Genomic DNA, 12,320 nt, shown 5'->3' with positions numbered 1-12,320 from the left:
GCGCCAATCAGAAAGTGGGCTTTATGCTCAAAGATACTGATGGCATCCCAATCCCGACCGCCGCCTTGTTTTGATCAAAGGGCATCGGCTTTTCTCTTGCCGCAGCACTGTCGGAATCACAGATTCTCAAGGCCGCCATTTCACCTGTCTCGGCTAGGCCGTGTTCCTCCGTGCCCATAATCTTGAACATCCTGTGAGCTACCGTGAAAACTGCCATGAACGAGACCTTATTCGCTAGTGCTTCAAATACAATGGTCGAGTGCTTTTGCCGAGAGTTTTGGCATACGGGGGCTCCGCCACGACAACCGTTAGAGAAGTGAACCTCGCATGGAGGGCTGCGATATGCGGAGACACAAATTTCGATTTAAGGACAAATGACAACGACTGTAAAATAGTCGAATCTATAGGTCACCGGTAAAGCCGATACGTTTCATTGTGATCAATCCCACTGACCAGTTTCAGTTCGCCGGTCAAACCGGCAAACCATAGTCGCGCATGGCTGTTGCCGCAGAAATCAAACCAGCCTCAACATCAGCCGCCACCTCCGCTAGAGACCTTTCAGAGGCAGGTCCAAATCCACCGCCGGAGGGTGAAATGTGACGGAAAACATCGCCCTTCTTTAAGGCATAAGGCTCTGTCACGAGAACCGGCAACTGGGTTTCTTTGCCATCTTGTATCAGAAGGTTGACCGGACCTGTTCCCTCGGATCCGCCCTCCAGACCATGCGGCAGAAAATCACGTTTATCGGATCGCAGAGACATCAGCCCCTCTTCCTCACCAAGGTACTCGTATTCCCGAATGAAGGCATTCCCACCGCGATAGCGTCCACTTCCTCCCGTATCGGGCATAATCCCGTAGCGTTTGACACGTAATGGATAAGATGCCTCGATCATCTCGATGGGAACATTGGCCTGATTGGCCCCCATATGCGGCACACCAACCTGCCCGTCATGCGCAGAACTTGCGCCCCAGGTTCCCATAACGGTTTCTGTAAAGACAAAGGCCTGACCGTCGTGCCAGCCGGCAAAGGTCGGCACGGTTGACCCGCCCATACCATCAGCCGTGACCCTGTCCGGCACGACCTGAGCCAATGCGCCGAACATACCGTCGATGACTCTGTAGCCCGTAATCCCCCGCGCACCGCAGGGAGCTGGATGAACAGAATTGACAACTGTTCCCTTGGGCGCTGTGACGGTTACAACACGCTCAAACCCGTGGCAGTTCGGAATGTCCGAAAGCATAATCGACCGCAGGGCTGTATAGACCGATGCCTTTGTGAACGGCAGCGGCGTATTGACACCTCCCTTAACCTGCGGCGAAGAGCCGGCAAAATCGACAGAGATTGTATCGTCGTGAATGGTGAGCGCGATTTGAATTACAATCGGTTCAGGTGTCTCTCCCAGTCCGTCAATATGATCTGTGAAATGGTATTCCCCATTTGGCAGATCACGGATTTCGGCGCGCCCAAGGCGCTCAGCGTAATCATGCAACTCTTCTGCGCAGGCGAGCACTTCATCAATACCATAGCGGGCAACAAGTTCGCCAAAGGACTTCCGGCCAGCCTTGCTCGCCGCCATTTGCGCCCGAAGATCGCCTTGCACCATCTCCGGCACACGCACATTCAGCGCGAGGATCTCCCAGATCGCAGTATTCATTTCACCTTGATTGTAGAGCTTCAAGAACGGGAGCCGGAGACCTTCCTGATAGATTTCCACCGCACCCAAAGCATTCGATCCGGGCACAATACCGCCAACGTCGGCGTGGTGTGCGAGAGTCGTGGTCCACGCCACAAGACGGCCCTCAAAGAAGATCGGCTCTACAATATAGATATCGGGCAAATGCTGTCCAGCGGCGGCGTAAGGGTCATTTCCGATAAAAACGTCTCCCGGATGGATATCACCCTCGTAACGCGTCATCAGATGCTGCATCGCGTCATAGAAACTGCCCAAATGCATCGGGGTCGTTACCCCCTGCGCAAGTGTCTGGCCTTGCGCATCACAGATTGCTGTGGAGTAGTCCATACTGTCCCGAACGATCGGAGAATATGCAGCACGCATCAACATGAGCGCCATCTCATCTGCGATTGCGTCAAAAGCATTCTTCATGACTTCGAGGCGAATTGGATCGATCTTGCTCATTCTGCGGCCTCCAGAGTTTTCGTCGTTGCCGACACTGGCAAAGTGACGATGATATTGCCCTTTGCATCAATTTGGGCGGAACAGTCGGGCGGAACGATTGTCGTCCCTTCGTATTCCTCGATGATCGCAGGACCGGAGCGCGGGCCGGACAACAATGCGGCACGATCAATAACAGCCGTCTCTACGCGACCCCAATCCGGCCCGAAATAGACGCTGCGGATACGTTCTGGTGCAGGTTTTCGGCTGCGGTATTCGGGAAGGCTACCGGCCCCTTTGCGGACACGCGCGGTTGCACGTAGGCTGACAATCTCGACGGCCGTCCCGGCCAGACGATACCCATACGTCTTTTCATGCGCCTCATCAAAAGCCACGCGCGTCTGAAGAGCATTTTGCTCGGTAAGGGACAAACCCTGCTCAAAGGGAAGGGTGAGTTCGAAGGCTTGCCCGCGATAACGGAAATCTGCCTCGTAAATCAGTTCGACCTCATTGAGCGAACGGGCCAGTTCATTGGAAACGCGGGTCGCCAAGTCGGCGAAACCTTTAGATACAACGGCAGGGTCCACGTTATCAATCTGTTTCAGCAAGGCCATAGAGGCCGAGGTTTCGATATCAGCATAGAGCAAGCCCAACGCAGAAAGCACACCAGCCCCCGGCGGAACAATCACCTTAGACACTCCAAGAGAGCGGGCCAAAGAAACCGAATGGATGCCCCCGTTGCCACCAAAGGCGATCATTGAAAAATCGCGCGGATCCCGACCGCGAAAGGTCGTCACGGATTTTACAGCACGCGTCATAACCGTCGAAACAAGCTCGTGAACCCCGAAAGCCGCCCGATCAAGCTCGATCCCCATGGGATCAGCCACAACACGGGTGAGGGCTTCGCGGCTCAATTCCGGGTTCACGGGAACGGCCCCTCCCGCCAATGCCTCGGGATTTAGAAAGCCGAGCACCATGTTTGCATCAGTCACAGTCGGTTCGGTTCCACCAATTCCGTAGCACGCCGGACCGGGTCGTGCTCCGGCGCTTTGCGGGCCAACTTTCAACGCACCTGCGCGGTCGCGCCATACAATAGAACCACCGCCCGCGCCGACTTCGGAAATGTCGATTACCGGCAGTTTCAGCGCATACCCGCCCCCTTTGGCCAGTTTGGACGACAGGGAAATCCCGCCCCCTACTTCATAATCATCAGCGCGCATGAGTTGCCCGCCTTCGATCAAAGAAGCTTTCGCAGTCGTGCCGCCCATATCAAAGGCAATCGCATCGGTAAAACCTGCCTCCAGCATGACCGCACGCGCACCAATCACACCGGCTGCGGGGCCACATTCGACAATCTGTGCAGGCTTTGCGATGACCGTGCGGCTATCCACAATCCCGCCCGCCGAATGCATCATAAAGAATTTTGACGGCAGCCCCGCTGCCGCGAGGCGGTCACGCAGAGACTCCAGATAGTTTTTTACCGGCGGGCCGACAAATGAATTGATAACCGAGGTCGAGGTCCGCTCGTATTCACGAATTTCGGGCAAAACATCCACCGACAACGAGATGAAAACATCCGGAAGATGTTCCTTGAGCAGTTCTCCGATGCGGAGCTCGTGTTCCGGGTTTGCGTAGGAATGCAGAAGGCAAACGGCCACAGCTTCGACATTCGCGGCTTTGATTTTTTCGATAGCCTTTAGAACAGAAGCCTCATCAAGCGGGGTCAGCACATTGCCTTTGTGATCAAGCCGTTCTTCCACTTCGAACCGCCATTTCCGGGGACTGAGCGCTGGTGGTTTTTCATAGAGCGGATCATAAAGACGAGGCACGCGTATGCGGCGCATTTCGAGCACGTCCCGAAATCCTTCGGTTGTAATAAGCGCTGTTCGTGCGCCTTTGCCCTCAAGAATGGCATTGGTGGCCACAGTACAAGCGTGCATGACTTCACCAATTTCATCAGGTTTTAGTCCCTCGACCTCTACAAGTTCCAGAATACCCTCGGCGACTCCGCGTGCATAATCTTCGGGAGTGGACGAGACCTTTCGCGTGGCAATTGTTCGATCCGCACGGATCAGCGCGACATCGGTGAAGGTGCCGCCAATGTCGGCAGCGATACGTAGTTTGTCGGTCATTGGATTACTTCCCCAATATGACGTCCGGGAGGAAAAGCACGACCTCCGGAGCGTATGTGATGATGAAGAGCACGAGGATCAGAGGCAGCAGGAACGGCACAGCCGCCCAGCAAACCCGCTCGAAAGAGATGTCAGCGATCCGCGTGACGATAAACAGGGCAACCCCGACCGGCGGCGTCACAATGCCGATCAGAAGGCCGTAGACCATGATCAACCCGAAGTGGACACGGTCGATGCCAAAATGGTCGACCAGTGGCATCATGATCGGGATCAGAATGATCATTGCCGGAATATTTTCGAGGATCATGCCAAGGGCGAGGAAGAACAAAATCACAAGGAACAAGAAAACATATTTGTTTTCCGTGACGCCCAACACACCTGCCGCGATCCTTTGCGGGACCTGATCATATGTCAGGACAAACCCCATCGCGTGGCTGACGCCGATAATCATCAGGATCGAACCGAACAGAATAATCGTTTCCCCGATAGCTCCTCTTAACCTCTGGAAAGACAGGGTTCGGTAGGCAAATCCGAGCACAAGCGTATAAGCACAAGCGATCACACCGGCCTCGACTGGCGTTGCAATGCCGGATGTCACAGATCCGATAATGATCATCGGAGCAAGGAGCGCCCAGCCCGATCTGGAAAACTCGCGCGCCAACACTTTCATCTTGGGTCGTGGAGTAAGCGGAACGTCAAACCGTGTCGCAATATAGCGGTTGTAGAGCATAAGAACGATCACAAGGATAATCCCCGGCCCTATGCCCGCAAGGAACATCCGTTCAACGGACACCTGCGCGCCGAAAGCGTATATCAAGAGCGGGACAGAAGGCCACATTGTCGGGCCGATCACCGAACTCGCACAAGTAAGCGCCGCTGAGAACGCCCGCGGATAGCCATGCTTTTCCATCTGGCTGATCACCAGATTACCAATGCCTGCCACATCAGCAATCGCAGAGCCTGTCACCCCGCCAAAGAGAAGCGAGCAGACAACATTGACCTGCGCCAAACCCGCACGAAGGTGCCCGACCAGACTGTTCGCGAGAGTAAAAATCCGCTCGGTCAAACCAATGGCGGTCATCAAGTGCCCGGCCAATATAAAAAACGGAACAGCCGTAAGAGTCGGAGAGTTGACGCCCTCAAGGATATTGAGCGGGAAAGTGTAGAGCACCCGCAGATTGTCAGCGAGGCCAATTTGCCAGAAGCCAGCCAGCGTTCCTGCTGCAAGCGCAACAACAACCGGAACTCCAAGCAGCATCAGGAGCAGAAACAGACCGAAAATCGTAACCGCTACCATGACATGGCCTCTTCATCTCCGGGAGTTTCATCATCTGCCCAGCCCGCCAAGAGCGCGATCAGATCAAACAGAAAATGCACGAACAGCATCAAGGCCGAAGCGATGAGTGGAACTGACAGCCAGAAACGCGTCAAACCGATGAGATCCATCGCACCTCTTTGACGTGAAAGAATTTGCGGGACCTCAGCCAGTAGAACACCGACGACCACGAGGCCCGCAATTGCTGTTAAGATGCGGGACAGTTTCACCCCGATGTGCCCGAAACGCCCCATAACAATCATCAAGACAATGTCCAGATGTCGCCGGTACATGACGTAAAAGGCCAGAAAAACGGCCCAAACCATAAGGAGCTGTGTCCAAGGCGAGACCCACAAAAGACTTGGGAAGCCGAGATTTCGCAGAACGATGTTCAGGAAGTTGATCACCAGCATGATCGCAAGAAAACACTCGGCAACGATCTGAAAGACCTCTGCAACCGCTTCAAGCACACGATCTACCAAGCGAAACCAAGGAGGCCCACGTCGGGATGAAACTGCATTTTTCATCTTATTTTCCAGACTTACTCAGCGCGTTTGGCCAGAGCATCATCAAGAAAACCCTCGGGCAATTCGCCTTGCGCATCCAGTTCGCGATACCAGTCAGCCATATGTTCAAACAATGGCTCAAGCGGCATATCCGTAAAGGTCACACCCTGCTCTTCTAGGATGGCACGCATCTCGTTTGAATTTTGCGCCATCAGCTCTACCGAATAAGCACCGGCCTCTTCATGAGCTTTGAGAAGTGCGGCTTGGTCCTTTTCAGGCAACCCGTCGAACGCCGCAGCATTCATCATAAATGGCAAACCCTGCCAGTATTCATTGGTACGGGTAATATACGGAGCCTGTTCATAGAACTTCATAGCCTGAACCAGCGCAGCAGGGCTTGTCACAGCTTCGGCCACACCGGTTTGAAGCGCTTGGTAGGTCTCCGTCCATGCAAGCATCTGAAGATCAGCGCCAAGGCTTTTCCATACAGAAATCGCCAACTCATCAGGATACATCCGCAACTTGATACCCGCGATATCCTCATAGCTTTCTATAGGCTCTTTGGAAATCAGGACACGGTACGGACCGCGCACTACGGCCATTGGGTCACCAAGCGCACGGACGCCAGCTGCGTCTTCTGCTTTCGCAAACCAACCGGCAACAAGATCGGAATTGGTGAATTCGACCCATTCTTCCCGTGACTGGAACAGGAAGTGCGGTGCGATCCATTTGATTTCAGGAACCCATTTTTGCAAGAAAAAGGCATCTTCGGCGTAAAGGTTCACGGTTCCGAGTTCGAGTTGCTCGAGAATGGCGTCTTCTTTGCCAAGCTGTTCGGACGGATAGACCTGCACTGTGAGGTCTCCTTCGCTGTATTCCCCTACGCGATCGGCGAAATACTGAAAGACAAGACCTTCGGGGCTGTCCGCCGGCATTTTGGTCGCAAATCGCCACGTTTCGGCTGAAGCAAAACCGGTTCCCAGAGCCAGCACAGCAGTAGCAGCCAGAAGTGTGCGGTTTGCGCATTTCACAAACATTTCCATTTTCATTCCTGTTGGTCCTTTTCAGATACGTTTGAAGTGTCGGGACGGTTTTCCCGTCTCTGCCTTTGTTGTGTCTTTATCCTTCGGCGTTCTCGTGCGCGGGTGGTTGGCCCCATCCGCCGCCACCAGGGGTCTCAAGAACAACAGCCTCACCATGGCTCAGCGTAACTGACCCTTTCGCGGGTTGCTCTGTATGTTTACCATCTGCCACAATTCTCCAGTTGCGCCCTGGCAGGCCATCAGCGCCGCCGTGAAGCCCATAGGGCGCAAAGCGACGACGGTCGGTTTGCAAAGACACACGCGCTTCATGGTCGACAACTTCGATCGCGCGAACCATGCCTTCTCCACCGGAGTGCTGCCCGACGCCTCCTGATCCTTCACGCAGCTCATATCGGATGCAGCGCAGCGGATAGCTGATCTCGAGAGACTCGATCGGCGTGTTGAGCGTGTTCGACATATTGGCATGAACGCCGGACATGCCTGGCCCCATAGGCCGCCCCCCCTGCCCGCCGCCAGAGGTCTCGATATAGGTGTAAGGCCGACCGTTTCGCGGATCGACCCCACCGATACCGATCAGGTTCATCGTGCCATTCGAGGCCGCGGCAATGCGATCCGGAGCAATCTGGGCAAAGCCTTTGAGGATCGTATCTGCAAGACGCTGTGTGGTCTCGGTATTGCCCGCACACACCGCCGCCGGACGCTGCGCATCAAGAAAACAGCCTTTCGGGATGTGAACAGACACAGGGCGTAGAACACCAGAGTTCGGCGGCAGGCTCGCATCAGTTAGAAGTTTCAGGGAATAGAAAATCGACGACCAGCACATCGGCGCGACGGCGTTTACGTTGCCCCGCACTTGTGGCGACGTACCCGTGAAGTCAAATGCAATCCGGTCCTCTTCAATTTCGATTTTCAGACGGATCCACACCGGATCATCCGAAGAGCCGTCATTGTCCAGACAGTCTTCTGCATACCAGACGCCTTTGGGAAGTTCCGCCATTCGGGCACGCATTCGACGTTCGGTATAATCGAGGATTGCCGCGAGGCCTTCCTTGAGAACTTCCGCGTCAAAGCGATCTGCCAAATCCTCCATCCGACGTTCACCGATACGCAAAGCGGCCAGCTGTGCATTCAAATCGCCACGGCGCTCTTCCGGCGTGCGAACATTGCTCAGAACCATATCCATGATGTCCGTCTGAAGCACTCCGGCACGGTAGAGTTTCACGGGAGGGATGAGAATGCCCTCTTGAAAAATCTCTTTCGAACTTCCCGGCATAGAGCCGGGTTCCATACCACCCACATCGGAATGGTGCGCCCGAGAAGCAACATAGGCGACCCGTTCATTCTTGATAAAAACCGGCGCAATCAGCGTGATGTCCGGTAGGTGGGCTCCAGCCACATAGGGATCATTGACGATCACAACATCGCCGTCTTCCAGCGGTCCGGTGCGATCCAGTGTCGGCTTGACCGCGCGCAGCATGGAACCGAGGTGAACCGGAACATGTTCGGCCTGCGCAACAAGCTCTGCATCCGCTGTAAAAATAGCACAGGACGCGTCCATGCGTTCCTTGATGTTCGGAGAAAAGGCCGTGTGCTTGAGCACCGCTCCCATTTCCTGCGCCGTCGCCTCCAATGCGTTGCGCAGAACTTCCATACGGATCGGATCGAAAGTTTTCATTGCGCGACCTCCACGATTACGCTGCCCGTCGCGAGAACCAATGCGCGGTCGCCCGGATACAGGATGGTGGTTGATGACACTTCTTCGATGGCTGCCGGCCCCGTGATCACGTTCCCCGCCAGAAGGCTGTCGCGCGCCCATATCTGGGACGGGTGCCAAGCGCCTTTGTCTCCACTGTCTCCCGGTTCGAAATAGATTTTCCTTTGCCCACGAAGAGCGTTTTGAGGTGGGGTCTTTTCACCCGCCTCGACTTCGGGCAATTGGGGTTTTTCGATTTTGCCGATGCCCGTGACATTCACTCCGACAACTTCAAGCGGCGCAGTCGGGTCGGCATGACCGAAACGCGCCATATGCGCATCGTTAAACGCGGAGGGCAATGCATCCCACCATCCAGTCTCTGCGGGATTGGTTGGCACAGGAAGCGCAAAGCTCTGACCTTCATATCGAAGATCAATCTTGATCTCGAAAGCACGCCGGTCTTCCGGCACACCATCGGCAATCAAATAGGACTCTGCCCGCGCAGAAAGCCGGTCGATCAAAATTTTGGCCCCACGCTCTCCCAATTCCTCAAAGAGAGAAATGTGGGTTTCGACAAGATCATGACGCAAATCCGAAATCAGTTGCCCCATCGCACAGAGAATACCGGGAGTCGGAGGCACCATGACCTTCGGCATTTTCAAATCACGTGCAACGGGGCTACCGTGCATAGGCCCTGCCCCGCCGAAGGGCACGAGCGCAAAATCCCGTGGATCGTAGCCCCGTTCGACAGAGACAACACGGATTCCGCGCACCATATTTGCATGGGCCACCCGCAGAATACCCGCGGCCGCTTCTTCAATGCTCAATCCCAACGGCACCGCAATATCACGTTCAATGACGCGGGCGGCTGACTTCGCATCAAGCTCCATAGAGCCGCCGAGACGAGACTTGCCGTCAAACCGGCCCAAGACAATGTTTGCATCCGTCACGGTCGGACGATCCCCACCCCGCCCGTAACAGACTGGCCCCGGAACAGCCTCTGCACTCATCGGGCCGACCCGAAGCGCGCCACCTTCATCAATCCAGGCGATCGACCCGCCACCCGCGCCGATTGCGTTGATATCAATGACCGGCAACTGGATCGGCACCGTTTCGAGAGACGCCGAGCGTGTGATCTCCGGCTGCCCGTTCCGGATCAAGCTGATGTCGGTTGAAGTTCCCCCGATATCCATCGTGATAATGTCGGGAATACCTGCCGCATCCGCGACATAGGCCGCGGCCACAACTCCACCAGCAGGGCCTGACAGGACGGTATGGACAGGTTTTTCGCGCGCACTGTCGAGCTGCATCAGCCCCCCCGCCGCATCCATGACCATCACAGGACGATCTTCTGATAGTCCAAGCCCCTCCTCCGCATCTTGCAAAATGCCGGATAGGGACTGCAAGTAAGTCTCCATGACAGGTCTGAGATAGGCATTGAGGACAGTTGTGCTAGCTCTCTCATATTCCCGAAATTCTGAATTGATGTCTGTCGAAGCACAAATCGCCACACCGGGCAGCTCTTCTTTCAGAATATCGCTCGCGCGGCGTTCATGCGCCGGATTCGTGTATGAATGAAGGAAGAGTATTCCGACAGCTTCCACCCCTGCCGCCGCCATTTGACGTGCCGCATCGCGCACTTCACCTTCGTTCAAAGGAATGAGTTCCGCTCCGGTATGGTCCAGCCGCCCTTCAGCGGTAAAACTCAATTCCCGCGGCACAAGCGGTTCAGGGCGCACAACAGAAATATCAAAGAGTGTCGGTCTGTTTTGACGACCGATTTCCAACAGGTCGCGGAACCCTTTGTTGGTCAGAAAGGCTGTCTTCGCGCCATTTCTTTGAATGACCGCATTCGTCGCAGTTGTCATTCCATGACCAACATAGGACACATCGGCACCTGTTGCGCCTTGTAGTGCCAGCGCTTTTCGCAGACCTTCTGCAGTACCCTTCGCGCGGTTTTCGGGAGTTGTGGAAACCTTGGATACCGTAATGACGCGCGTTTCCGCATCATATGCGATACTGTCTGTAAAGGTTCCTCCCACATCAGATGCCACCCGAAAGTTCCTGTTGGTTTTCATCGATTCTTCCTGTAACGATAACGTTGCAGTTATCATTCGAGGCGAGAAGGTTTCCTGTCAACAAAATTTTCTTCCTGAAAGAAAATTCATTGCTGAGCCTCCCTTGAAACGCATAGCCTGACCAAAAGATAAGCGACTTTATGGGGAATGTGATGGAGAGCCCAGTGAACTCAATAGGACGCGCGCCCAAACCGCATGAGGTTCGCAGCGAAGCCACACGTCAGCGCATCCTTCAGGCCGCTCACAATCAATTTGTACAAAATGGCCTTGAAGGCACGCGCATGGAAGCGATTGCCAAAGAAGCCGGATTAAATAAATCTCTCGTCTATCGCCATTTTTCAGATCGAGAAAACCTCTATAGACGGGTACTTCAACGTGCCTATCAACATATGCGCACAGCTGAGGCCGAACTGTCCTTGCCTAGTGACCCGCTTGAGGCACTGGACAAACTAATTTCTTTCACCCTGAACTACTATATTGAAAATCCGGACTTTCTCGTCCTCGTCGGCATTGAGAACCTGAAGCGAGGGGAACACCTGAAACTCATCGGTTCAGAACAACTTTTGGTACCCGCCCTCGTAAGCACGTACAAAAAAATTGCCGAAACAGGCATCTCCGAAAAGCTGTTCCGAGAAAACCTCAATCCGGTTGAGCTTTATACGGTCGTGGCATCTCAGTGCTGGTTCACAGTTGCCACTCAATACACTTTCGGGATCACCTTCGACATTGATCTGCACGATAAGGACTTCATCAAACGCCGGGAAATGTTGATACGCGACAACGTAAGACGCTGGGTGCTTCGTCAGCCGTCAGATATTCCAAGCAATGAGCTAACGGCTCCGACCTCGTCCAATTGAACTGGTCGTGGCGATCCTATGATATCCGCATAACAGACTTTGGAGCGAACCGCAGCGAATGTCCGCAATCCGCCGCCTATGTCGAATGACGCGAACGGCCCACAACGGACATTCAGGCTCGCTGGAGAGAAGGTCCGTTGCCGAACGCGAACCTTCCAGTCAGTCACCTTTATTGCCCGCGACGACTTTTTCGAACACGGTCAGTGTAACCTGAGAAACATGATGCTCTATACCTTCGGCATCCAATTCCGCGATGTCTTTGGGAACCCCCATTTTGATCAGGAATTCGACAACTGTCCTGTGCCGTGCGCGAACACGAGTCGCCAAGGCCGTCCCTTCTTCGGTCAGGAATATACCCCTATACGGGCGTGATGTGGCGAGACCTTCGCGCTTCAGCCGTGCAACGGATTTCGTCGCGGTAGGCTGTGACACCCCCATCCGTTTGGCGATGTCAGCCACGCGGGCTTCTCCTAATTCCTCAATAAGATCGCCGATCATCTCGGCATAGTCCTCAAGCAAGGCCGCAGACTGAGCTTCTCTGGCGCGGGCAAAACGGTTCGCTGGCTTGGTTTCATCGAGAAA

The 12,320-nt window shown here is 54.6% G+C and carries 10 protein-coding genes; 1 reads left to right on the top strand and 9 read right to left on the bottom strand.

Going from position 1 to position 12,320, the window contains the following annotated elements; genetic code table 11:
• Nucleotides 1-7: 7 nt before the first annotated feature.
• From KO492_RS03680 to KO492_RS03645, 8 genes are all read right to left on the bottom strand, one after another.
• Nucleotides 8-217 carry a hypothetical protein gene (locus tag KO492_RS03680; protein WP_216043735.1) on the bottom strand — a complete coding sequence of 70 codons (210 nt, stop codon included), beginning with the start codon at nt 215-217 and terminating at the stop codon, nt 8-10.
• 253 nt (nt 218-470) lie between these two features.
• On the bottom strand, nt 471-2,138 hold the full coding sequence (locus KO492_RS03675) for a hydantoinase B/oxoprolinase family protein (RefSeq protein ID WP_066605500.1): 1,668 nt from the start codon (nt 2,136-2,138) through the stop codon (nt 471-473).
• Nucleotides 2,135-4,246 carry a hydantoinase/oxoprolinase family protein gene (locus tag KO492_RS03670; RefSeq protein WP_216043734.1) on the bottom strand — a complete coding sequence of 704 codons (2,112 nt, stop codon included), beginning with the start codon at nt 4,244-4,246 and terminating at the stop codon, nt 2,135-2,137. The genes KO492_RS03675 and KO492_RS03670 overlap by 4 nt, the downstream gene beginning before the upstream one ends.
• A gap of 4 nt (nt 4,247-4,250) precedes the next feature.
• Nucleotides 4,251-5,543 (bottom strand): TRAP transporter large permease, encoded by a 1,293-nt coding sequence (locus KO492_RS03665; RefSeq protein WP_066605507.1) that lies wholly within the window; start codon nt 5,541-5,543, stop codon nt 4,251-4,253.
• Complete coding sequence (locus KO492_RS03660) at nt 5,537-6,088, bottom strand: TRAP transporter small permease (RefSeq protein WP_066605511.1); 552 nt, start codon at nt 6,086-6,088, stop codon at nt 5,537-5,539. Before KO492_RS03660 ends, KO492_RS03665 begins: the two co-directional genes overlap by 7 nt.
• 14 nt (nt 6,089-6,102) lie before the next feature.
• Nucleotides 6,103-7,116 carry a TRAP transporter substrate-binding protein gene (locus KO492_RS03655; protein WP_252735257.1) on the bottom strand — a complete coding sequence of 338 codons (1,014 nt, stop codon included), beginning with the start codon at nt 7,114-7,116 and terminating at the stop codon, nt 6,103-6,105.
• A gap of 70 nt (nt 7,117-7,186) precedes the next feature.
• Nucleotides 7,187-8,785 (bottom strand): hydantoinase B/oxoprolinase family protein, encoded by a 1,599-nt coding sequence (locus KO492_RS03650; RefSeq protein WP_066605513.1) that lies wholly within the window; start codon nt 8,783-8,785, stop codon nt 7,187-7,189.
• Complete coding sequence (locus KO492_RS03645; protein WP_216043733.1) at nt 8,782-10,881, bottom strand: hydantoinase/oxoprolinase family protein; 2,100 nt, start codon at nt 10,879-10,881, stop codon at nt 8,782-8,784. The genes KO492_RS03650 and KO492_RS03645 overlap by 4 nt, the downstream gene beginning before the upstream one ends.
• A 152-nt stretch (nt 10,882-11,033) precedes the next feature.
• On the opposite strand from KO492_RS03645, the gene KO492_RS03640 reads away from it, so the two are divergent.
• Nucleotides 11,034-11,738, top strand: a complete 705-nt coding sequence (locus tag KO492_RS03640) for a TetR/AcrR family transcriptional regulator (protein ID WP_216043732.1) — start codon at nt 11,034-11,036, stop codon at nt 11,736-11,738.
• A gap of 159 nt (nt 11,739-11,897) precedes the next feature.
• On the opposite strand, the gene mntR is transcribed toward KO492_RS03640, so the two are convergent.
• On the bottom strand, nt 11,898-12,320 hold a 423-nt coding region (gene mntR / locus KO492_RS03635), incomplete at its 5' end, for a manganese-binding transcriptional regulator MntR (RefSeq protein WP_216043731.1).

The sequence above is a fragment of the Celeribacter halophilus genome (assembly GCF_018860305.1).
Lineage (GTDB): Bacteria > Pseudomonadota > Alphaproteobacteria > Rhodobacterales > Rhodobacteraceae > Celeribacter > Celeribacter halophilus_A.
The sequence above is the reverse complement of the archived record's forward strand: the minus strand, read 5'-3'. Positions and strand labels throughout refer to the sequence as shown.

What these genes read in the sequence shown, in the direction of transcription:
- KO492_RS03680 (WP_216043735.1), bottom strand. Translation starts at nt 217, where the DNA reads ATGGCAGTTTTCACGGTAGCTCACAGGATGTTCAAGATTATGGGCACG.
- KO492_RS03675 (WP_066605500.1), bottom strand. Translation starts at nt 2,138, where the DNA reads ATGAGCAAGATCGATCCAATTCGCCTCGAAGTCATGAAGAATGCTTTT.
- KO492_RS03670 (WP_216043734.1), bottom strand. Translation starts at nt 4,246, where the DNA reads ATGACCGACAAACTACGTATCGCTGCCGACATTGGCGGCACCTTCACC.
- KO492_RS03665 (WP_066605507.1), bottom strand. Translation starts at nt 5,543, where the DNA reads ATGGTAGCGGTTACGATTTTCGGTCTGTTTCTGCTCCTGATGCTGCTT.
- KO492_RS03660 (WP_066605511.1), bottom strand. Translation starts at nt 6,088, where the DNA reads ATGAAAAATGCAGTTTCATCCCGACGTGGGCCTCCTTGGTTTCGCTTG.
- KO492_RS03655 (WP_252735257.1), bottom strand. Translation starts at nt 7,116, where the DNA reads ATGAAAATGGAAATGTTTGTGAAATGCGCAAACCGCACACTTCTGGCT.
- KO492_RS03650 (WP_066605513.1), bottom strand. Translation starts at nt 8,785, where the DNA reads ATGAAAACTTTCGATCCGATCCGTATGGAAGTTCTGCGCAACGCATTG.
- KO492_RS03645 (WP_216043733.1), bottom strand. Translation starts at nt 10,881, where the DNA reads ATGAAAACCAACAGGAACTTTCGGGTGGCATCTGATGTGGGAGGAACC.
- KO492_RS03640 (WP_216043732.1), top strand. Translation starts at nt 11,034, where the DNA reads ATGGAGAGCCCAGTGAACTCAATAGGACGCGCGCCCAAACCGCATGAG.